This is a genomic window from Pseudomonas marincola (genome assembly GCF_900116605.1).
Taxonomy (GTDB): domain Bacteria; phylum Pseudomonadota; class Gammaproteobacteria; order Pseudomonadales; family Pseudomonadaceae; genus Aquipseudomonas; species Aquipseudomonas marincola.
On record NZ_FPBC01000005.1, the window covers coordinates 59,081 to 80,243 of the forward strand.

Annotated in this window: 20 protein-coding genes; 14 read left to right on the plus strand and 6 right to left on the minus strand. The window is 53.9% G+C overall.

Translation table 11 applies throughout. The features are described from left to right. Window positions 1-171 precede the first annotated feature (171 nt). A complete protein-coding gene (locus BM395_RS09735) occupies window positions 172-582 on the minus strand; it encodes a tyrosine-type recombinase/integrase (RefSeq protein WP_244528967.1) in 411 nt (136 codons plus the stop codon). Window positions 583-1,134: 552 nt separating this feature from the next. Between BM395_RS09735 and BM395_RS09745 the strand changes: the two genes are divergently transcribed. Next, window positions 1,135-1,962, plus strand: coding sequence for a DUF4747 family protein (locus BM395_RS09745; RefSeq protein WP_090511185.1), 828 nt, complete (start codon window positions 1,135-1,137; stop codon window positions 1,960-1,962). Further along, window positions 1,959-2,756, plus strand: a complete 798-nt coding sequence (locus BM395_RS09750) for an FRG domain-containing protein (protein WP_090511187.1) — start codon at window positions 1,959-1,961, stop codon at window positions 2,754-2,756. Before BM395_RS09745 ends, BM395_RS09750 begins: the two co-directional genes overlap by 4 nt. A 1,192-nt stretch (window positions 2,757-3,948) precedes the next feature. On the opposite strand, the gene BM395_RS09755 is transcribed toward BM395_RS09750, so the two are convergent. Then, the gene (locus BM395_RS09755) at window positions 3,949-4,512 is read right to left on the minus strand and encodes a type 1 glutamine amidotransferase domain-containing protein (protein ID WP_090511763.1); all 564 of its coding nucleotides are present in this window, start codon (window positions 4,510-4,512) and stop codon (window positions 3,949-3,951) included. 314 nt (window positions 4,513-4,826) lie between these two features. On the opposite strand from BM395_RS09755, the gene BM395_RS09760 reads away from it, so the two are divergent. Next, window positions 4,827-5,438 (plus strand): DUF4823 domain-containing protein, encoded by a 612-nt coding sequence (locus BM395_RS09760; protein ID WP_069902201.1) that lies wholly within the window; start codon window positions 4,827-4,829, stop codon window positions 5,436-5,438. 86 nt (window positions 5,439-5,524) lie between these two features. Next, window positions 5,525-6,091 (plus strand): DUF1285 domain-containing protein, encoded by a 567-nt coding sequence (locus BM395_RS09765; RefSeq protein ID WP_090511190.1) that lies wholly within the window; start codon window positions 5,525-5,527, stop codon window positions 6,089-6,091. Between the two features lie 68 nt (window positions 6,092-6,159). On the opposite strand, the gene BM395_RS09770 is transcribed toward BM395_RS09765, so the two are convergent. Further along, a complete protein-coding gene (locus BM395_RS09770) occupies window positions 6,160-7,815 on the minus strand; it encodes an electron transfer flavoprotein-ubiquinone oxidoreductase (RefSeq protein ID WP_090511193.1) in 1,656 nt (551 codons plus the stop codon). Between the two features lie 320 nt (window positions 7,816-8,135). Between BM395_RS09770 and BM395_RS09775 the strand changes: the two genes are divergently transcribed. Then, on the plus strand, window positions 8,136-8,885 hold the full coding sequence (locus BM395_RS09775) for an electron transfer flavoprotein subunit beta/FixA family protein (RefSeq protein WP_069902204.1): 750 nt from the start codon (window positions 8,136-8,138) through the stop codon (window positions 8,883-8,885). Further along, the gene (locus BM395_RS09780) at window positions 8,886-9,815 is read left to right on the plus strand and encodes an electron transfer flavoprotein subunit alpha/FixB family protein (RefSeq protein ID WP_069902205.1); all 930 of its coding nucleotides are present in this window, start codon (window positions 8,886-8,888) and stop codon (window positions 9,813-9,815) included. A gap of 65 nt (window positions 9,816-9,880) precedes the next feature. Here BM395_RS09780 and BM395_RS09785 read toward each other — a convergent pair whose 3' ends face one another. Further along, window positions 9,881-10,813, minus strand: coding sequence for an alpha/beta fold hydrolase (locus tag BM395_RS09785; protein WP_090511195.1), 933 nt, complete (start codon window positions 10,811-10,813; stop codon window positions 9,881-9,883). 250 nt (window positions 10,814-11,063) lie between these two features. Between BM395_RS09785 and BM395_RS09790 the strand changes: the two genes are divergently transcribed. The 8 genes from BM395_RS09790 (at window position 11,064) to BM395_RS09825 (ending at window position 19,532) form a co-directional block, all read left to right on the plus strand. After that, on the plus strand, window positions 11,064-11,897 hold the full coding sequence (locus tag BM395_RS09790; RefSeq protein WP_090511197.1) for a substrate-binding periplasmic protein: 834 nt from the start codon (window positions 11,064-11,066) through the stop codon (window positions 11,895-11,897). A 51-nt stretch (window positions 11,898-11,948) separates the two neighbouring features. Continuing rightward, window positions 11,949-12,260 (plus strand): DUF4398 domain-containing protein, encoded by a 312-nt coding sequence (locus BM395_RS09795; RefSeq protein ID WP_090511766.1) that lies wholly within the window; start codon window positions 11,949-11,951, stop codon window positions 12,258-12,260. Further along, complete coding sequence (locus tag BM395_RS09800) at window positions 12,257-13,063, plus strand: OmpA family protein (protein ID WP_090511198.1); 807 nt, start codon at window positions 12,257-12,259, stop codon at window positions 13,061-13,063. Before BM395_RS09795 ends, BM395_RS09800 begins: the two co-directional genes overlap by 4 nt. 959 nt (window positions 13,064-14,022) lie before the next feature. After that, window positions 14,023-15,462 carry an aminotransferase-like domain-containing protein gene (locus tag BM395_RS09805; protein ID WP_069899877.1) on the plus strand — a complete coding sequence of 480 codons (1,440 nt, stop codon included), beginning with the start codon at window positions 14,023-14,025 and terminating at the stop codon, window positions 15,460-15,462. Window positions 15,463-15,799: 337 nt separating this feature from the next. After that, entirely contained in the window at window positions 15,800-16,387 is a 588-nt protein-coding gene (locus BM395_RS09810; RefSeq protein WP_090511201.1) for an RNA polymerase sigma factor, read from the plus strand. Continuing rightward, a complete protein-coding gene (locus BM395_RS09815) occupies window positions 16,384-17,070 on the plus strand; it encodes a hypothetical protein (protein WP_090511202.1) in 687 nt (228 codons plus the stop codon). The genes BM395_RS09810 and BM395_RS09815 overlap by 4 nt, the downstream gene beginning before the upstream one ends. A 212-nt stretch (window positions 17,071-17,282) precedes the next feature. Beyond that, window positions 17,283-17,747: a hypothetical protein gene (locus tag BM395_RS09820; protein ID WP_141124089.1), complete on the plus strand. Its 465-nt coding sequence runs from the start codon at window positions 17,283-17,285 to the stop codon at window positions 17,745-17,747. Window positions 17,748-17,990: 243 nt separating this feature from the next. Beyond that, complete coding sequence (locus tag BM395_RS09825) at window positions 17,991-19,532, plus strand: nucleobase:cation symporter-2 family protein (protein WP_090511207.1); 1,542 nt, start codon at window positions 17,991-17,993, stop codon at window positions 19,530-19,532. Window positions 19,533-19,605: 73 nt separating this feature from the next. Here BM395_RS09825 and BM395_RS09830 read toward each other — a convergent pair whose 3' ends face one another. Continuing rightward, a complete protein-coding gene (locus BM395_RS09830; RefSeq protein WP_090511210.1) occupies window positions 19,606-20,160 on the minus strand; it encodes a UPF0149 family protein in 555 nt (184 codons plus the stop codon). Window positions 20,161-20,308: 148 nt separating this feature from the next. Beyond that, window positions 20,309-21,133, minus strand: a complete 825-nt coding sequence (locus BM395_RS09835) for an SDR family oxidoreductase (RefSeq protein ID WP_090511212.1) — start codon at window positions 21,131-21,133, stop codon at window positions 20,309-20,311. Window positions 21,134-21,163: the final 30 nt, after the last annotated feature.

A 21,163-nucleotide genomic window follows, 5' to 3' on the forward strand; every position in this document is an offset into this window, starting at 1 on the left:
TGATCATTAACTTGGATGAGGATATAACGCTAACCCGCGGCGCTATCGATCAAACGAGAGTGACATAAACAACGATCTCGCATGGCCTTATTATATGTAGGGGCATAGACAGCGCATTGCGCCCTGGAATAGTCTTGAAGCACGACAGGGACAGCTCAGCGCAGCCGAAGCTCAGCCGAACGGACTTTCTACACCGGCAAAGGCATTACCAAGGATATGGTTATAAATCTGCGTACCAGGCACATCGGCATGCCCAAACAGGGTCTGCGCTTTGCGAATGCCACTACCGTCCCTACCTCCCTTTCCGCTACGCACCGTGTCGAAGTCGATGTCATTGATTCGCAGCCGGCAGACTTCGACAGCGCGCAGCCCCGTGATGTACATCAGCAACGCAATCAGTTTGTGAGGCTCAGGCAGCAACACAATGATCTCGGTTTCTTCACTGTGCGTCAGTACTGTCGGGATACGGGCAGGGCGCTTCGCCCGCACAGTGTTACCGATATCGCCCAGCGACCTATCAAGTATGTTGCCGTAGAAAAACCCCTGAGCGTTGAGTGCTTGGTTCTGCGTGGCAGCAGCCACATGTCGACGTGCGTGGCTTGGTGGGTATGGTATTCATAACGCACCCAGCAATAAGAAGATAACAAATGTTTTGTAGAGAAATTTTAAAGATTTAGTCGACCGAGCGAGGTGTTGTCATTAAGAAATCATTAGTAAGTAATTATAAAGCCGTCTGTCCAATCAACTGTAAGGTTTGAAAAAAGTCACAACTATAAATTTAGAAAGGGAGTTCAAAATGACGCCGTATAAAAATATGAATGGAAACTCGAATGTAGAAGCATACGAATTGGGCGAGGGATCAATTACGGTACGTTTTATGTCTGGCAGGCATCGTAACTATCTGTATGACTCGGTTCGACCTGGCGCATCTGTCGTTGCACGAATGCAGGCCCTAGCACAGCAGGGTCATGGCCTAAATTCGTATATATCTACGACTGTCAAGTCTAGCTTCTCCAAGAAGTGGTAATAACCTGACAAGAAAAGGCAGCATCGCCCTGCGGGATAGGACCTCGCTCCGCTCGGCCGCTGCTTTTGGCGTTAAATTGCAAACATACATCAAAAGGAGATTGAGCATTGGGGACTCGTGAATATCACTTATACAGGGCGAAGTTTATTAAGCCCTCTCAGCTACCATTGCTAGCTGAGAACCAATCCTCAATGTGTATTTTTCTCAAGTCTATACAAGATAAGCCGGAATATACTTTGTCAAGTGGAAGTGAGTGGCATATTGGTAATGTAGAACTATTTGATGATTCTTCCGGCTCGTTTGCGGTCGGTAGAACTACAAAAACAACGGTTGAGAAATTCGACAAAGAGTCAGGTGATTTTGTTGATGAGTTAGATGATTCTGGACCGTATACAGTTGTCATTTTTGATGCAATGGTTGGGCTTATTGGAATAGCAAAGAAGTCTAAGTTGGCACCCGATGCCGCCACCATCGCAAGAAGATTAAGGGACCTTCTTTCTAAAGCCAAAACAGCAATAGATACTGGGGTTGATGTCAGAGTCGATGTTATACCCGATCCTGAGGATTTTCTGGATAAACTTCGAGGAGCTTATTCAATACGAAAGTTTCGAGCAACATTTACAGGACCAAATCCTGTTGATGCTGATGAGATTTTTCAAAAGCCCTTATCAGTTTATGCGCAAAGTATAGGGGCATCATCAGGAATCCTTGAGGTTATTGGAGAAGCATTAAATGAAGAAGTTGCTGAATCTGTAGCTAAATCTACCGCAGCCACTGGAAATACGGCTTCTGCAAGAATTGTCATTTCGAGAGGAAATAAAACTAAAAATATAAAAATGAAAGGCGATGCTGTTGTAGTGACTGTTGACCAAGAAGCAACAAACAGTCAGGTTTTAGAACAAATGCATGAAGAGTATATGAGGGTTAAGGGGTGATTTCAGAAATAAAAATTAAAGATTCTGAAGATCTGATCCGCTCCCTGAATGAACTTCCAAATAGTTTTATCTATAGAGGGCACGCAGATTCCAATTGGAAACTTGAGTCGACACTAGAGCGTACTGTAGGAGATAAGTGGACTAGTGCACTAGCCAGTAAGTTTGAAGATCACTACCTTAATTTATTTAAATCAAAATATCATATTTATAACGGTGATGAGCATGAGCCAAAAAGCAAACTGGCTTGGCTATCAATGATGCAACACTACGGAGCACCTACGCGATTAATAGACTTTACCGAAAGTCCTTATGTTGCCTTGTATTTCGCACTGGAAGCATACAATCCTCTTCTTAAAAATGATTTTGCTATTTATGCTCTAAACTACAGTTCAATCATGGACGAGTCATTAGCATATATTTCGAGGCGTGACTCCACCTTCTCGAGAACAAGGCATGAAATTGTTGGCAAGCAAGATGAATTATTTGATGACGTTGTTGATCGTTTTTCCTATGAGGTTGTTTGGATTACAGAGCCATTAGAATTGAATGCAAGAATAGATAGGCAGTCTGGGACATTTTTAATTTCCGGGGATAAGGAGAAACGAATAGAGGAGCTACTCGCTAGTGATATGTATAAAAACGTATTTTCAGTTAAATACATTGTTCCATATGAAATTTACGAGAATACTTATGCTCTTCTTAGAAAAATGAACATAAGTGCAAAAACTATATACGGAGACTTAGGTGGGTTGGCCAAGTCAATTAAAATGGATATGCAAGTACATGCAGTTTAACAGGTCAAAACACTCGGACGTCACTATGCGCAGCCGTTCTTGAAGGCGTTACGTGTAATGTCGTGGAAAGGAGAAGCAATGGAGCATAATTATGAAAATTGAAAGATCATATATTACCTCTTTCAAAAGCATAGGATTTCCATGCTGCGCAGGATGAATGGAAGAATTTTGGTTTTGAGGTTCAAGAAGATTGGAGTAATTGTCCATGTGGTCAACGAATCAAAGAGCTGTGTTATATCTAGAGTCAGTTTAATTCTATCAAAATGTTTGTTGGCAACGTCTGTGTGAGTCAATTCATTGGTATTTCGACTGGCCATCTGTTTGATGGCCCAAAACGAATAGCCAAAGATAACTCTGCCAATGTGAATGAAGATTTAACTATTCATACTTATCAGCTTGGCTATATTTATGAAATGAATGCCAGTTTTTAATGCAAGCTCGCTGTAAGTACAATTTCTCTAATAATTAGTTAGCATGGAAGAAAATAATAAGCTGGAGAATTGTTAATCAAACAGTTGTCCGTGTAACTATGTAAAAAGTATAATAATTCGGACTTGGTGCAGTTTTGATCTTTTTTGTTGCAAAAATAATCCCAACTTTCCTAGCGGTTTTTTAGGCGTCATAACCTCCTGGGGGTTCAGTAGATAATTACATCCCGTTCACAATGTGATTACTGGTTTATATATTTCGCTCATAGACAATTACACAATTAAAACCTTAAATTAAACATGAATATCACATAAGAACTTTAGAATTTTAAAGGCAACGTAAACTAAGGCTGAAGGTGGAAGTCGTTAAAGAGTTGCGTCTGATACCGAGATTCAAAAAGCAATGAAACAGTACTTTCTGGCCAGAATACTCATTCTGGGCTTGGTCGAAAGTACCCGGTCAGGTTCGCTGGGAATGACATCATCATTGGCCGAAAATCAGGTCTAGCTGTCTATTCCGTCACTGTTTTAGCTGGATTCGCCATCACCAAAGTACCTATGGAATAGTTCCTAGCATAGAGGCGTAGCCATGATGGCCAAGGGTGTCTTCGCGCAGCAAGCACGGCAGGTTATCTACTGCCATGCCGCTGATGCTTATACCGAGCGAGCTGCGGTGAAAACATCCAGAACAAGCTCAATGAACGTAGCCCTGACGTCTATCGGTGCAGTGCCGCCAACGGCTGCGCCCTTGAGCTAGCAACACATCACTCCGCTTTAAGCGCGGCGATGATCGTTTCGGTGAACGCAGGGATGTCTTTGGGGGTGCGCGAAGTAATCAACGTCCAGCCATTGGCTGGGCACTGTTTAACCTCTGTGTCGACCCAACCGGCAGCGCCGGCATTTTCCAGGTCGAGCTTGACGCTGGTGTATGAGGTGAGGGTTTTGCCAGCGACAATGCCAGCGTTAATCAGCAGCCATGGCCCGTGGCAAATCGCTGCGATTACTTTGCCGGCATCGGCAAACTCCTTGGCCAAACGCTGGGCGTTTTCATCCAGTCGTAACGTATCCGCGTTGACTGTACCGCCCGGAATCACCAGCGCATCGAAGTCCGAGGCTTTGAGCCCGGCCAGCGAGGTTTGCGACTCAACAGTGCGGTCTTTGTCTGTGTCATTAACGAATGTCTGGGTCGTACCGCCGTCACTTGAGGCATGAGTGACCAAAGCTCCCTGCGCCTTGAGCGACTCCAGCGGTTTAACCAACTCATCGCGTTCGATCCCCGTATTCGAGGTGATGAACAATACTTTCTTGCCTGCTAGTAGATTACTCATGGCGGTCATTTAGTCCTCTGATCTAAATAAAAAAGGAAAGCATGCAGCTTATGATTCATCTGACGTCTGAAGATGTGAGGGCAGGGCGGATCAGAAAGTTCATCCCGATTTCCTCCGAGCAGGACTGCGCAGAGTGACGTTCGGGGTATAGAGAGCCGTATATTCAAGCCTGCAGCAGTGGGCCGTTTTAGCTCGTCAACCGGCAATTCTGGGGCGATGGCTTGCATGTTGGCTGCAATTTCGCACAGGCTGGCGTGGATTCTGCATTGCAGGGAAATTCGCCGGATTTTTGTCGCCGGTATTGGAGATTTCAAATGCGTAGCCTGATTTCACTGCTGGCCTTGCTGGCGCTTTCGATGACGAGCGGATGCATGAAGGTCAGTGACTTGGCGGATGGCGCCGAGTACCAATTGCGTGACGTTGGCGTGCTGGATCACGCGCAGACGCAGCGCGCCAATTCGCGGCGCATACAGCAAGATTCTTTCATTTATATCGCGCAAGGCTATTTCAAGCCGCGAGGCGAGGCTAATCCAACCGCCAATGTGGTTGCCGAAGAGGCGTTTAAAGGTTTCATCGAATACTTCCCGCTGGTGCGCAAGTCCCGCACCCCGCTTGGGCTTGAGCAGGCGATGAGCCAGGCGCGGGCGGATGGCGCGCATTACTTGCTGTATTGCCGTTTCGCCACGGCGGACGACCGAATCGGTACGGTTGAGGAGTGGGAAGATCAGGAGGCGCTTGATCGCTTGGGGCCAGACAGCGGGGTGATCCAGTTGATGGTGATCGAAACCAGTACCCGCTATTTGGTTGATACCGCACGCATACGCTTGCGCGGCGGTTTGCTGACAACATACGACACGAAACCCGAGGATTTGATTGGCCCGCCCCTGGAACAGTATGCGCGCAGCTTGATAGGCTTGAGCGACTAGACTGCCCTGAGAAATAGGCTGGCGATTATTTTTGTTGCCTGTTCTCAGCTATTTTTACAGCTCGACTGAATGGACCGGAGGTCAAGATGACGGATACAGCCAATGTCAGTGATTTGCTTGCGCAGATCCCCAGCAGCGCAAAAGGACTGCCGCCGGTGCATCTGTGGAATCCTGATTTCTGCGGCGATATCGACATGCGCATCGCGCGCGACGGCACCTGGTTTTATATGGGCACGCCGATTGGACGCAAGCCGATGGTTAAGCTGTTTTCGACGATTATCCGTCGCGATGGCGATGATTACTTCCTGATTACACCAGTCGAAAAGGTCGGCATCACCGTTGATGATGCGCCTTTCGTGGCGACATTGCTGACAGTGGAAGGCGAAGGTGAGGCGCAGGTGCTGCGCTTTACCAATAACGTTGAAGATCAGTTTATTGCCGATAAAGAGCACCCGATTCGGGTGACGTTCGATGAGCAAACCCAGGAGCCTGCGCCTTATGTGCTGGTGCGCAGCAACCTCGAAGCGCTGATTCATCGCAACGTGTTTTATCAGTTGGTTGAGTTAGCCGTAGAGCGGGTGATCGAGGGCAAAGCATGGCTGGGTGTCTGGAGCAGTGGTGAGTTTTTCCCGATAGCGCCGCAGCCAGAATAAGTCGCCGGATATTAATCTCTAAAAAACAAAAGGCTCCCGAGGGAGCCTTTTGTTTGTGTGCAGCCAAATTACATGTTCGGGTAATTCGGGCCGCCAGCGCCTTCTGGGGCAACCCAGGTGATGTTCTGTGCAGGGTCCTTGATGTCACAGGTCTTACAGTGAACACAGTTCTGGGCGTTGATCTGGAACTTCTGCTCACCGCTTTCCTGGGTGACGATCTCGTACACGCCAGCCGGGCAATAACGCTGCGCAGGCTCGTCATACATAGGCAGGTTTTTGTCCAGTGGGATGCTCGCGTCAGCCAGTTTCAGGTGGCAGGGCTGCTCTTCTTCGTGGTTGGTGCTCGACAGGAACACCGACGACAACTTGTCGAAGCTGAGCTTGCCGTCCGGCTTCGGATAGCTGATTTTTTTCGACTCTGCGGCCGGCTTCAAGCAGGCGTAATCCGGCTTGGTGTCGTGCAGGGTGAACGGAATCTTGCCGCCAAAAATGTTCTGGTCGATGAAGTTGAACGCACCGCCGCCCAGAGCGCCGAACTTGTGCATGGCCGGGCCGAAGTTACGGCTGCGGAACAGTTCGTCGTACAGCCAGCTGGCTTTGAAACCATCCACGTAGCTGGTCAGTTCATCGCCACCTTCGCCGCCAGCCAGCAGTGCATCGGCTACAGCTTCGGCTGCGAGCATGCCGGACTTCATGGCCGTGTGGCTGCCCTTGATCTTGGCGAAGTTGAGGGTGCCGAGATCGCAACCGATCAGCGCACCGCCCTTGAAGACCATTTTCGGCAGCGAGTTCAAGCCGCCTTTGCAGATGGCACGTGCGCCGTAAGCAACGCGCTTGCCGCCTTCCAGGTACTGAGCAATCACCGGGTGATGCTTGTAACGCTGGAATTCATCGAACGGAGACAGGTACGGGTTGCTGTAGGACAGATCAACGATCAGGCCAACGACTACCTGATTGTTTTCCAGGTGATAAAGGAACGAGCCGCCCATGTTTTCGTCATCCAGCGGCCAGCCGGCAGTGTGAACCACCAGACCTTGCTCGTGCTTGGATGGATCGACGTCCCAGATTTCCTTGATGCCGATGCCGTAATGCTGAGCATCGGCTTCGGAGTCGAGGTTGTACTTTTTGATCAGCTGCTTGCCGATGTGGCCACGGCAGCCTTCAGCAAACAGGGTGTACTTGGCGCGCAGTTCGATACCGGGCGTGAACACGCCTTCTTTCGGATTGCCTTCGCGGTCTACGCCGAGATCGCCGGTCAAAATGCCGGTAACTACGCCGTTCTCGTCGATAAGTGCTTCCTGAGCAGCAAAGCCCGGATAGACCTCAACACCCAGATTCTCGGCTTGCTGAGCCAGCCAGCGGCACAGGTTGCCCAGTGAAATAATGTAGTTGCCTTCGTTGTGCATGGTTTTAGGCACAAAGAAGTCTGGAATCTTGCTGGCGCTTTGTGCGTTCTTCAGCATGTAGATGTCGTCGCGCTTCACCGGCGTGTTCAGCGGTGCTTCGAGTTCTTTCCAGTTAGGGAACAACTCGTTCAGTGCGCGTGGCTCAAATACAGCGCCCGATAAAATATGTGCGCCGACTTCGGAGCCTTTTTCGACCACGCAGACGCTCAATTCTTTACCCGCGTCAGCAGCTTTCTGCTTCAGGCGGCAGGCGGCGGACAAGCCAGCAGGGCCAGCTCCGACGATGACGACGTCGAACTCCATAAATTCGCGTTCCACAGGCTATCTCCTAGTCAGGCTCTTACTTGATATTTTATTGGAAAGGCAGGTTCAGTCCGTGAACAGTGCGCGCGCATTATATCGTCAGGCGCGCTTGGGTCCAATACAAACGTTTGTTTGAATTTTCTGTAGGACTGGTAGAATCTTACTACATCACGGATGACTGGGCAGTTCGCTGTATTGACCCATCGGGTCTGTGCGGTCAAGATACGGTCGGTTTTACATTCGTCGTCAGGGGCGCAGGTTAGTACTGCCGATCTGCACACATGCCCATCGAGTGTCGGCGATAATCCTATTCACAAGAGAGTAACGAGGAATCCATGAAGGTTCTTGTAGCTGTCAAACGAGTGGTTGACTACAACGTCAAGGTTCGTGTCAAAGCGGACAACAGCGGCGTTGATCTTGCCAACGTCAAGATGTCGATGAACCCTTTCTGCGAAATCGCTGTTGAAGAAGCAGTTCGCCTGAAAGAAAAAGGCGTTGCGAGCGAAATCGTCGTCGTTGCCATCGGCCCAACTGCTGCGCAGGAACAACTGCGTACCGCACTGGCACTGGGTGCTGATCGCGCGATTCTGGTTGAGTCCGGCGACGAACTGAATTCTCTGGCTGTGGCCAAACTGCTGAAAGCGGTTGTAGAGAAAGAGCAGCCACAGCTGGTTATCCTGGGTAAGCAGGCGATCGACAGCGACAACAATCAGACTGGCCAAATGCTGGGCGCTCTGACTGGTTTCGCTCAAGGCACCTTCGCCTCCAAGGTTGAAGTGGCTGGCGACAAAGTAAACGTAACCCGTGAAATCGATGGCGGCCTGCAGACTGTTGCATTGAACCTGCCAGCTATCGTGACCACCGACCTGCGCCTCAATGAGCCGCGTTACGCGTCGCTGCCGAACATCATGAAAGCCAAGAAGAAGCCGCTTGAAGTGGTAACTCCTGACGCACTCGGTGTCTCCACTGCTTCCACCGTCAAGACCCTGAAAGTCGAAGCGCCTGCTGCACGCAGCGCGGGTATCAAGGTCAAGTCGGTTGCTGAACTGGTCGAGAAACTGAAGAACGAAGCGAAGGTAATCTAAATGGCTATCTTAGTAGTTGCAGAACACACGAACGCTGCTCTGGCTCCTGCCACGCTGAACACCGTTGCTGCTGCGCAGGCAATTGGTGGCGATATCCACGTTCTGGTTGCAGGTGCTGCTTGCGGCGCTGCTGCTGAAGCGGCTGGCAAAATCGCTGGCGTCAGCAAGGTACTGGTTGCTGATAACGCAGCCTTTGCTCATCAGCTGCCAGAAAACGTTGCTCCGCTGATCGCAGAACTGGGTGCTGGCTACAGCCACATCCTGGCTGCTGCCACCAGCAATGGTAAGAACATCCTGCCGCGCGTTGCCGCTCAGCTGGACGTTGACCAGATCTCCGAGATCGTTGCGGTTGAAAGCGCAGACACCTTCAAACGCCCAATCTATGCCGGTAACGCTATCGCGACCGTGCAGTCTTCGGCTGCCGTGAAAGTGATCACCGTGCGTGCTACCGGTTTCGATCCGGTTGCTGCTGAAGGCGGTTCCGCTGCTGTTGAAGCAGTTTCTGCTGGTGCAGACGCAGGCACTTCGGCATTCGTTGGCGAAGAGCTGGCGAAGTCTGATCGTCCTGAACTGACCGCTGCCAAAATTGTCGTATCTGGCGGTCGTGGCATGCAGAACGGTGACAACTTCAAGCACCTGTACGCACTGGCTGACAAGCTGGGCGCTGCTGTTGGCGCTTCGCGCGCTGCAGTTGACGCAGGTTTCGTACCGAACGACATGCAGGTCGGCCAGACCGGTAAGATCGTTGCACCGCAGCTGTACATCGCTGTTGGTATCTCGGGTGCCATTCAGCACCTGGCTGGTATGAAAGACTCGAAAGTCATTGTTGCGATCAACAAAGACGAAGAGGCGCCAATCTTCCAGGTTGCAGACTACGGTCTGGTTGCTGACCTGTTTGAAGCGGTACCTGAGCTGGAAAAACTGGTTTAACTTCCAGTCTTTTCAGGCAACAAAAAAACCCGCCTTGTGCGGGTTTTTTGTTGCCTGCGATTTGCTCAGCCTTTGCTGTTGGTGGTGAGAAATTGCTGGTATTGCTGGGCTGTCTCGTCCGGGCATTCAAGCATTGGCACGTGGCCGCAGTTGTTGATCACGGCCGTGCTGGGCTTTGCCAGTAACGGCTGCATGACCGCCATGCTGGAAATGTCGAGTATCTGATCCTGATCGCCCCAGAGCAGCAAGGTAGGCACCTTGATCTTGCCAAGCTCGGGTTCGAGGGCGATGTAGCGGGTTTGCAGTTGCTCGAAGATTTTGCTGTTGCGCGGATAACTGGCGATTGCCTTATCTGCCAGATAGTTCTTCAGACGCTCAGGCATGGGCGGCACGTTGACGAACACCAGATCGAGCATCTGCTTGAAGTCGCTGCGGCTTTGAATCAGCAGAGGGTTGGACTGGCCGCTTTTCAGGCGTTTGAACAACACACTGTCGACTGGCGCGGTGATCCCGGCGTTATCAAACAATGCCAGGCTTTTGACCCGCTGCGGATAGCGTGCGGCATAGAGTGCGCTGATGTGGCCGCCCATCGAGTTGCCAACCAGATTGACTGGCGGCAGGTTCAGGGCGTCGGTAAAGGTCAGTAAGCGTTCGGCTTGTGTGCCAACATCGAAACTGAGCTGCGGCTTGCTGCTGTCACCAAAACCGGGCAGGTCGAGGGCGATTACGTGGTATTTGCCGGTGAAGTGGCCGACGAATTTCAACCAGTTGCTCTTGTCGCCGCCAAAACCATGCACCAGAAGCAAGGTTTCAGCGCCCGCAGGCCCGCCTTCGTAATAATGAATGCTAAGATCGGCGACCTCGATTTGCCGGCTCGAAACACCGGCTACGCGTTCACCGACCCACTGCACACTCCACAGCATTGTGGCGGGGAATGCGTAGAGAACACCGGCCGTTGCGGCGACCAAAAGGAGGAGGGCGGCCACTAGTTTTTTCATTGCGAATCCTTGTCGCTGGGTTTTTTAGCGGCTCATACGCTAGCATGAAGCCATCTTTGCGATCTGTTAAAAATCCTGACACTGTTCTGCAAGTAGGCAAAAAGTTGCGATTAGGGACGTTATTAAGTGTTTTCCCCAGTGCAATGCCTTTAGCCTAGCAACACCTCGCGCAGCACAAGCGGTGTGTGGCGCGCAGGCTTAAGCGGCCTCATTTGCTTGCCAGTCTCCTGACCCAAGGTTGATTTTTTTAATGCTTTATCGATTGCTCGCAAGACCCCTCGTCGCGTTGATCTGTGTGTTGAGCATGCCGGCGGCCATGGCCGAGATGGCGTGCGAGCGCATGGTTGCAACGGGCCAGCCGGATTATCCGCCGTTTCTCTGGCGCGACCCGCAAAACCCCAAGCGCTTGATTGGCGCGCAAGCCGATCTACTTGCGCATCTGGGCAAGGAGTTGGGCATTCGCATTGATGTGGTCTACAGCAGCTCCAAAGCCAAGGCCGAGTCCGAGGTGAGCAGTGGCCGGGTTGATCTGTTGGCGGGCGCGAGCATTACCCCGCAGGATCTTGAGCATCTGGATATTGTTTATCCGGCTTTGTTCCAGCAAGCGGACGTGGTGTGGGTGCGCAACATCCTGAGTTTCCCCTATATCGAGTGGGCTGATTTACGCGAGCGCCGTGGCGCCAGTGTCGGCATGGATTTCAGCCCGGCGTTCAAAGCCTACGCCAGCGAAAATCTATCGCTTGAGCAGGGCGCCAACCTGGCCCAGCTGTTCGACAAGCTCATGGCTGGTGAGTTGGACTATGTATTGGCTGAGCGCGAGCCGGGCCAGTTGCTGGCGAACAGTAAAGGCTTGGCCAAGGATTTGCTGGCACTGTCGCCACCGATTGAAAGCACTGGCCTGCATTTGGCGATTTCGCACAACTCGGCGTGCAACACGCCATGGCTGCGCGGACAGCTGGCCAAAAAAATGACAGAATTGGCAGCAACCGAGCTTCCGCAAGCCTGGCTTGAACAGAACTACATCCTCTGGCAGCAGCATGTGTTGCAAGCCGCCAGCACCACGGATAGCCCTTCGAATCAGTAGGAACCCTTTGTGATCAATAAACTGTCATGCAGCGCAGTGCTGCTATTGGCGATGGCCGGCTGTGCCAGCGACCCGCAACCGACCGAGCAGTTGCAGTTGACCGCGCAGAGCATTGCGCAAGCGAAAGCTGTCGGCGCCACAACCGACATAGAATCGCTCAAGCAAGCCGAAGCCAAGTTGCAGCGTGCCGATCAGGCTGTCGCGCAGCAGCAATTCAAAGAGGCGCGCATGCTTGCAGAACAGGCTGAACTGGATGCCCGTGAAGCTGAGGCCGACTATCTTGTGGGCCAGAGCGAGGTACGTCTGCAAGAGTTGAACAAGCAGATCAATCGTCTGCGTACGCAGTTGAGGGCGCAGCAATGAACAGTTTGCAGGGAATGTGTGGAGCCTTGCTGGTGGCTGCGTTGAGTGGTTGTGCGACCTCGCAGGACGCCGCGCAGCAATTGCAGAATGCGCAGGCGAGCTTTGAAGGTATTCGCGACAACACCGAGGTGTTGCGCAGCGCACCCAAAGACGTAATCCGCTCGGGCGAAACGTTGGTCCGTGCCGAACGTTTTTCCAGTTATCTGGGCAGCAGCGAAGATGTAATGCATTACGCCTACCTGAGCCAGCGCTACAGCGACATCGCCAAACAGAAGAGCCTGCTCACCGCCAATAACGAACGTGCCGCCAAGCTCGAATTGGAGCGTCAGCGCCTGCAGCTGACCCTGCGCGAGGCCAAGCTGCTGACGTTGCAGGAGCAGAACGGCTTGCTCGGTGAGCAGATGGTCAATCTGGTCACCACCGACACCGAGCGCGGCCTGGTCATTACCATCGGCGATGTGCTGTTTGATGCCGGCCATGCGGACCTCAAAGCCTCTGCCAATCGCACCGTGCTCAAGCTCGTGCAGTTCCTCCAATTGCATCCGTTGCGGGTTGTACGTATCGAAGGCTATACCGACAGCAGCGGCGATACCCAGCAGAACATCGAATTGTCGCAGGCACGCGCACAGACCGTGGCGGATGCGTTGGTTGACCTTGGTATCGACAGCAAGCGTATTTCCGTACAAGGCCTCGGAGAGAGCTTCCCGGTGGCAGAAAACGCATCGGCCAAAGGCCGGGCGCAAAACCGTCGCGTCGAAGTGGTCTTCTCCGACGAACAAGGCCGCATGGGCGCCGCACGATAAACCCGCTGGAGGATGGAATCCGCACCGCGGCTTCCGTCATGGCGATGGGGCGATGTTGCGCGGTTTGGCTTTTGGGTTTTTGCGATGCGGGATATGCGTTGGTCTGTTGATTGGGCGACTGCATCGCCTTGACGGATTGCGGTGCTGCGCACGCTATCCATCCTCCGATCCTCCGATCCTCCGATCCTCCGATCCTCCGATCCTCCGGTTTTTCTGTTGAATGCGGAGGATGGAATCCGCATCGCGGCTTCTGTCATGTCGGTGGGGCTGTGTTGCACGGATTGGCTTTGGGTTTTGGTCTGTGCGGGATTTTGCGCTGGTCTGATGATTGGGCGATTGCATCGCCTTGACGGATTGCGGTGCTGCGCACGCTATCCATCCTCCGGTATTTCGGTTTTCCGATTTTTGGTTCCGATTTGAATGTGGAGGATGGAATCCGCGTCGCGGCTTCCGTCATGGCGGCGGGACTGTGTTGCGCGGTTTGGTTTTGGGTTTTTGCGGTGCGCGGTTTTGCGTTGGTCTGATGATTGGGCTATTGCATCGCCTTGACGGATTGCGATGCTGCGCACGCTATCCATCCTCCGGTTCTCCGGATTTGGCTTCCGGTTTGAATGTGGAGGATGGAATCCGCATCGCGGCTTCCGTCATGACGGTGAGGCTGCGTTGCGCGGTTTGGCTTTGGGTTTTTTGCGGTGCGCGGTTGTGCATTGGTCTGTTGATTGGGCGATTGCATCGCCTTGACGGATTGCGATGCTGCGCACGCTATCCATCCTCCGCACGCTATGCACCAATCCATCCACCGTACGTTATTCGTCCTCTGGAACAGTTGCTCTATAGGCAAACTAAACCGTAACAGTCCCTTGAATTTGCCACTGTATCGTCCACAATTATTGAATCTGTACCGGTGCAATTTCTGTGTGACCGGTTACTGTAACGGTTCAGTTCGGTGAGAAGTGGCCATGACCAATCTTTTGCTCTATCAACGTATTGCCCAACAGCTGGCAGAGGACATCCGTCGCGGGGTGTATCAGCCGGGTGAGCGGGTGCCGTCGGTGCGCAAGATGAGCTCGCAGCTCAATGTCAGCCACGCAACTGTACTGCAAGCCTACGCCAATCTTGAGGATCAGGGGCTGATTCGTGCGCGGCCGCAATCCGGCTTCTATGTGCACCAAACCCCGGCTCTGACTGCGCAAACGCCTGATCTGGCGAGGGTCGAGCGGCCCAGCCTGGTTACCCGCAGCAGCATTATCAATCAAGTGCTCACCGAGTCGCGCCGCGAAGGTGTTTTCCCGCTGGGGGCGGCTGTGCCCCATGTTGATTATTTACCGGCGCGAGCGCTGCATCAGCAGTTGTCCAAGGTCACCCGTTTCCAAAGTGCCCGCGCCTTTAGCTATATGTTCAGCCCGGGCTTTGAGCCGTTGCGCCGTCAGGTTGCGATCCGCATGCGTGATGCGGGTGTGGTGGTCGGCCCGGCTGAGGTGGTTATCACCCATGGCTGCGTCGATGCGCTGCAAATGTCGCTGCGCGTGCTGACCAAACCCGGCGACCTGATCGCCACTGAGTCGCCAACGTATTACGGCCTGCTGCAATTGGCGGACTTGCTGGGCCTCAAGGTAATCGAGATTCCCAGCGACCCAACCACCGGCATCAGCCTTGAAGCGCTGCAACTGGCAGCCAGCCAGTGGTCGATCAAGGCCTTGGTACTGACCGCGCGCCTGAGCAATCCGCTCGGCGGAACCATTCCCGAAGACCGCCAGAAGCAATTGCTGCGCATGGCCGAGAACTTCGATATTCAGATTGTTGAAGACGATATCTACGGCGAGTTGATGTTCGAGCAAGGCCCGAGCAAGGCGCTTAAAGCCAGCGATAAAGAGGGGCGCGTAGTGTATTGCTCAAGCTTCTCGAAAACCCTGTCGCCCGGTGTGCGGATCGGCTGGATCATTGCGGGCAAGTATCAGGAAGAAATTCAGCGATTGCAGACATTCAGCACGCACTCGGCTTGCAGCGTGACGCAAATGGCGGTGGCCGCCTACTTGGAAAATGGTGGTTATGACCGCCATCTGCGCTACATCCGTCAGGAATACCGCAAGAATCTCAGCGTGTTCCAGTTGGCGGTGCAGCGCTATTTCCCGGAAGGCACGCAAATGACCCGGCCCAATGGCGGCTTCATTTTGTGGGTGAGTTTGCCGGCACGGGTGAACACCAAAGACCTTCACGTCAGCGCGTTGCAGCAGGGCATCAGCATCGCACCGGGACTAATTTTCAGTAATACCGAGCAGTTTAATCACTGTGTTCGGCTGAACTGTGGCATCCCGTTAACCCGCGAAACAGAGCGGGCGCTGATGACACTGGGCATGTTGGCCAATCAGCTGTGCCAGGAAGTCAGCCCAGGCTATTAACCCGGATCTGCACTCGGCTGCGTCTACCTTGGCATCGGGACTGATCGCCAAGGAGATGCGCCACGATTATTGCCTGCCATGCATTGCCGCTGGGCTTTTCTGCCAGCCTGATTACCGCTTGCGAATATCATCAGCTGCAGTCGGCGCATTCGCCCAACAGCTAAAGGCGGTAAGTTCACCGGCGCGTTCGATATGGCTGCCACTGCGAGATTGCCGCGCAGGAGCAAGGTCCGCGATGGACTGGGGTTGCGCGCAGAGTGTGCAGATGGTCGAGCTTGCGCACAGTCTGCAAACCTCGACTCAGGAAACTATTTCACCAACAGCAAGGATTGATTGAGTGACGCAACCTGGCGATGCCCAAATTGACGATAGCGAACTGTTACGCCGCTATCGTCTGGGCGATGAGGACGCTTTCGGCCAACTGTACCAGCGCCATCGCCTCGGGCTTTTGCGATTTTTGCATGGCCTGTGCAATGACCCGGTTGTGGCTGAAGAGGTGTTTCAGGAAACCTGGTTGAGCCTGATCCGCAGCCAGTCGTTGCAGCGCGAAGCGGTGCAGTTTAAAACCTGGCTGTACCAGATCGGCCGCAACCGGCTGATCGACTATTGGCGCAAACACGGCACGCGTGCGAGTCGCGAAGATCAGTACGATGATCAGCTGCACGCGCAACCGGCCGGCGAGGCGACGCCGGAACAGCAATTGAGCCTGAGTCAGGACCGGCAGCGTCTGGACGCCGCACTGGCGGATTTGCCGCTGGATCAACGCGAAGTGTTTTTATTGCGCACGCACGCTGACCTTGAGTTGCACGAAATTGCAGACATCACCCAAACGCCAGCTGAAACAGTCAAGAGTCGCCTGCGCTACGCATTGCAAAAGTTACGTCGGCTGCTGGCCGATCCGGCAGCTGAAGAGGTCAACGTATGAGTAAGCAACCCAACCCGCTGGATGCCAGTGAGCAGCAACTGATTGAGCACTACCGAACCCATCATGATCTGCAACCATCGGCTGTCACCGATGCCAGCATCATGCAGGCGGCGAGTGCGGCGGCTAGTGCGGCGGCCAGAGCGGCGAAAAAACCGGCGGCGAGTTCATCCGCATTGTCGCGTCTGCATGCCTGGCTGTTTGCCGGTGAGCGCGGGGGGCGTTGGCCTGTGGCGCTGGCCAGCGTAATGGTGATCGGCGTCGCCGTGGGCCTGGTGTTCAATACAGTCGAGCCAGAGCCAACCAACTACGATGGCCCGGCTGCCCGCCAGTACGCGGCGCCAGCGATGCACGAACAACAGGCCAGCAAGAAAGTGCTGGAGCGCAGTCAGGCTCAGCAGACTCCGCAGCTCAGCGCCCCATCTGCCAAACCTGAAATGGAAGCCGCAGCGCCAGCGCCGATGGCTCCAGCTTCGGTCGCCTCCATGGCGTCGAGCGCCGAGAGCAAACCAGACAATCTGCAGCTTGCAGTTGATGAGCAGACGCATGCGCAGTTGCTTGAAATTCTCGACTTGCGCAAGGCGGGTGACACAGCTGCCGCCAATGCCCGTATTCAGCGCTTGCAACAGCGTTTACCCGCGCTGGATATCGAGCAACAGCTGAAGCGCCTCGCCAAGGAGCGCTAAAGCCGGCGCCTGCGACAAAATCCAGCTTGTCAGTTAGCGGGCAGTACGCGAGCATAGTGCTATTGAATGACATCCTCGCAGCAGCAATGCTGGGCGAGGGTGCAGGTTATCTCTTCTTCAGATCGACTATGACTACGCAGCGTTTGCTCCTTTTGGCACTTTTGGCCCCCTTACTCGTTGCCTGCGAGCAAGATTCAGCGCCGAAAAAGGTGGTGAAACCGGTCGCGTCTGTTCCAGCTGAAAAGCCGCCAGAGCAAACTGTAGTCGTCCAGCCACCGGTGCCTGAAGAGGCAGAGCTGGTGCCTGAGGCGCTGCCAGACCCAGCAGGTGCCATCGAGCCCGAGGTCAGCGAGCCGCTGGAACCAGTCGAGGCGGCGGATTCCCCCGAAAGCACCTATCAGCCGCCCGTCAAACCCAAACCGAAAGCGCCGATCAAGCCCAAAGAGCCGGAAAAGCCCAAACTCGACCTGAGTTTGCCTAAAGGCCTGCTCAAGGAGCTCAATGAGGCCGCAGTCGATGAACCTACCGCCGATCCACTGCTGCCACCGTTGTTCGTGCCCGAAGACGATCAGCCGAGCAAATATCAGCTAAGCGGCAAGCTGCACACCAACGATGATGACGATGAGTATTTGCACTCGATTGACGGTGCTGAACTGCAAATCGAGTTCAAGCAGTAACGCTTTAAGCCCAGCTTTCGCAGAGTTTTGTGCTGTTGTTTGCAATTAATTGTGCACACTTTTCTTTGCGTTTCTTCTGCCTTTTCGCGTCTAAATATCTGATTTGACTGATAAGTCACGCTGGATGTATTTGGCGCTGGCTCTACTTAGGTTTGGCTCTCAATATTTATTGTATACAAGTGGAAAAAATCGACGCATATTATTGCCAGCGTCGTGAATACAATAAAAAGCGAGAGACTCCCTATGACTACGTCTGTAGATAGCAGTACTTCAGCGCCACGCCCGGAAGATGAGAACCTCGGAGCCCCGGCCAATATGGCCTACGGCCTGCAACACGTACTCACCATGTACGGCGGCATCGTTGCCGTGCCGCTGATTGTCGGTCAGGCCGCCGGCTTGTCTCCCAGTGATATCGGTCTGCTGATTGCCGCGTCACTGTTCGCCGGTGGTCTGGCGACCATGCTGCAAACCCTTGGGCTGCCGTTCTTCGGCTGCCAGTTACCGCTGGTACAGGGCGTTTCATTCGCCGGTGTCGCGACCATGGTTGCGATTGTTACCACAGGGGGTAGTGGCGGCATCCAGGCGATCTTTGGTGCGGTCATAGCCGCCTCGTTAATCGGCTTATTGATAACCCCGGTTTTCTCCCGAATAACCCGGTTCTTCCCGCCACTGGTCACCGGAATCGTGATTACCACCATTGGCCTGACGCTGATGCCGGTCGCGGCGCGCTGGGCAATGGGCGGCAACAGCCGTGCGGAAGACTTTGGCAGCATGGGCAACATCGGCCTTGCAGCCATCACCCTGGTTATCGTGCTGCTGCTGAGCAAAATCGGCAGCGCGACGATCTCGCGTCTGTCGATTTTGCTGGCCATGGTCATCGGTACATTAATCGCCATGGCGCTGGGCATGGCGGACTTCTCGAAAGTCGCTGAAGGCTCGATAGTCGCCTTCCCGACGCCGTTTCACTTCGGCATGCCAACCTTTCATATCGCAGCGATCATCTCGATGTGCATCGTGATCATGGTGACGCTGGTCGAAACCTCCGCCGACATCCTTGCAGTTGGTGAAATCATCGGCACCAAGGTTGACTCCAAACGCCTCGGCAATGGCCTGCGCGCCGACATGCTGTCGAGCATGCTCGCCCCTGTCTTCGGTTCATTCACCCAGAGCGCATTTGCGCAGAACGTGGGTTTGGTTGCCGTTACCGGCGTTAAGAGCCGTTTCGTGGTTGCCACCGGCGGTTTGATTCTGGTTACTCTGGGCCTGCTGCCGATCATGGGCCGCATTATCGCCGCTGTGCCGACTTCGGTGCTGGGCGGGGCGGGTATCGTGCTGTTTGGTACTGTGGCGGCGAGCGGCATCCGCACGCTCTCCAAGGTTGATTACCGCAACAACATGAACCTGATCATCGTTGCCACCTCAATCGGCTTCGGCATGATCCCGATTGCTGCGCCGACTTTCTATCACGCTTTCCCAGACTGGTTCGCCACCATCTTCCATTCGGGCATCAGCTCGTCGGCCATCATGGCGATCATCCTCAATCTGGCGTTCAACCACTTCACCACCGGTAACTCCGATCAGCAGTCGGTGTTTGTCGCGGGTACTGAACGTTCGCTACGTTTCACCGACATTGCCTGCCTTAACGACGGCGATCACTTCGTCGATGGCAAACTGTACGACTGTGAAGGTAACGAGGTGCCGGTGATTGCCGAAGACGATCACGGCGCTGCGACACCACCCGCGCAAGCCAAGGCTCCGGCTGCCGTGCGAACAGACCATGCCTGAGTGACTGGCCTGAGCTAGAAATGAAAAGGGCGGCTCCAGTTCAACTGGGCCGCCCTTTTAAATTGCAGCAGGCTTAGCGCTGAGTTACCCAGTAATCATGCAGGGCAATCGCGGCCGGCTTGATTGCTGCCAACTGCTGGTTATGCTGATCAGCATCGAAATTGGCTGGCAACTCGAAATTGTCTTCTTCGGCGCACTGGGCAATCAGCTCAAGTTGCGCGGCCTGTTGCGCCGGCAATTCAGGCCAGTTGCTGACGCTGATTCCGCGCAGGTAACCGAAGCACCATTCTTCAGCCAGCGTTACGCTCTGGCCATGATGGTCGGTGGTCTCGAAGCGCGGTTCGAACGCCTGCACATCAGTACCCAGTTGTGCGGCCAGAGTGTTGAGGTGACGTACGCTGAGGTCGATGAATTGCTTGGCTTCGTCCGGGCTTTGCCAGTCCGGATTCTCTCCGCCCCAGATAGCCGGGAACCACTCGGCAATATCCACCTGAACCGGGCCAGACGCGAGTGCGGTCAGGTAGCCATCGAGTTCGGAGACGTTGAGTACGGAGTTGTCGTCGCCGTATTTCAGCAGTGCATCTTCGAGGAACTCGTAATCGTTGGCAGCCAGAGGTGCATTTTGCATAGCAATGATCCTTAACTTATCGGGCGGCGAAAAAACTGCGCGCCGCTAAAGAGCCAAGGATGGCGCTTGCTCGGAATTTTAGCCAGCGCTGCAGGTTGGATAGGGCAAATATATCTGCCTGCAATGCCGGCTTTTGGCTCAACTGAAATCAGTCGACAAACAAATCAGGGATCAGGTCGCCGCCTTCTGGATCAAAGCGATAGTGCGCGAACTCGGTCTGCCCGTGCTCGCGCAAAATCTCTTCGTCGATCAGCAGGCGGCCGCTGATGCTGCGTTGCTTGCTGTTAAGAATGGCGTAGGCGGCGTCGGCCATGATCAGCGGCGAGCGCGCACGTTTGAAGGCGTCACGACTGCCCAGTTCGAACTCAATGGCGGCGGTGGCGATCATGGTTTTCGGCCACAACGAGTTGACGCTGATGGCATACTTCTTGAACTCGGCGCTCATGCCCAATGTGAGCATGCTCATGCCATATTTGGTCACGGTGTAGGGGCCGTGTTGGGCAAACCATTTTTCGTCGAGACTCAACGGCGGCGAGAGGTTGATGATGTGCCCGTTGCTGCTTTTCTTCAGGTACGGCAGCGCGGCCTGACTGCAAACCATTACGGCCCGGGTGTTGATCTGGTACATCAGGTCGAAGCGTTTAGCCGGCAGATGCTCGACGCCCATCAGCTTGATTGCGCCGGCATTGTTGATCAGCGCATCGATGCCGCCAAAGTGCTCAGCGGCTTTGGCCATGGCCACTGCCACCGCATTTTCATCGCGCACATCGAGTTGCAAGGCCAGAGCCTGGCCACCGGCTGCGATCACTTCCTCGGCAACACTGTGGATGGTGCCCGGGAGCTTGGCGTGGGCTTCGGCGCTCTTGGCTGCAATCACAATATTGGCGCCATCGCGGGCCGCACGCAGGGCAATTTCGCGGCCGATACCGCGGCTGGCGCCGGTGATGAACAGGGTCTTGTTATTCAGTGACATAGCGGCATTCCGTTCAGTAGATGAAGTGAT

Bases quoted from the DNA above. Each gene is read 5' to 3' on its own strand.
- BM395_RS09795 (WP_090511766.1), top strand. From the start codon at position 11,949: ATGGCCGGCTGTGCCAGCGACCCGCAACCGACCGAGCAGTTGCAGTTG.
- BM395_RS09765 (WP_090511190.1), top strand. From the start codon at position 5,525: ATGACGGATACAGCCAATGTCAGTGATTTGCTTGCGCAGATCCCCAGC.
- BM395_RS09780 (WP_069902205.1), top strand. From the start codon at position 8,886: ATGGCTATCTTAGTAGTTGCAGAACACACGAACGCTGCTCTGGCTCCT.
- BM395_RS09830 (WP_090511210.1), bottom strand. From the start codon at position 20,160: ATGCAAAATGCACCTCTGGCTGCCAACGATTACGAGTTCCTCGAAGAT.
- BM395_RS09805 (WP_069899877.1), top strand. From the start codon at position 14,023: ATGACCAATCTTTTGCTCTATCAACGTATTGCCCAACAGCTGGCAGAG.
- BM395_RS09785 (WP_090511195.1), bottom strand. From the start codon at position 10,813: ATGAAAAAACTAGTGGCCGCCCTCCTCCTTTTGGTCGCCGCAACGGCC.
- BM395_RS09825 (WP_090511207.1), top strand. From the start codon at position 17,991: ATGACTACGTCTGTAGATAGCAGTACTTCAGCGCCACGCCCGGAAGAT.
- BM395_RS09775 (WP_069902204.1), top strand. From the start codon at position 8,136: ATGAAGGTTCTTGTAGCTGTCAAACGAGTGGTTGACTACAACGTCAAG.
- BM395_RS09760 (WP_069902201.1), top strand. From the start codon at position 4,827: ATGCGTAGCCTGATTTCACTGCTGGCCTTGCTGGCGCTTTCGATGACG.
- BM395_RS09800 (WP_090511198.1), top strand. From the start codon at position 12,257: ATGAACAGTTTGCAGGGAATGTGTGGAGCCTTGCTGGTGGCTGCGTTG.
- BM395_RS09815 (WP_090511202.1), top strand. From the start codon at position 16,384: ATGAGTAAGCAACCCAACCCGCTGGATGCCAGTGAGCAGCAACTGATT.
- BM395_RS09790 (WP_090511197.1), top strand. From the start codon at position 11,064: ATGCTTTATCGATTGCTCGCAAGACCCCTCGTCGCGTTGATCTGTGTG.
- BM395_RS09835 (WP_090511212.1), bottom strand. From the start codon at position 21,133: ATGTCACTGAATAACAAGACCCTGTTCATCACCGGCGCCAGCCGCGGT.
- BM395_RS09755 (WP_090511763.1), bottom strand. From the start codon at position 4,512: ATGAGTAATCTACTAGCAGGCAAGAAAGTATTGTTCATCACCTCGAAT.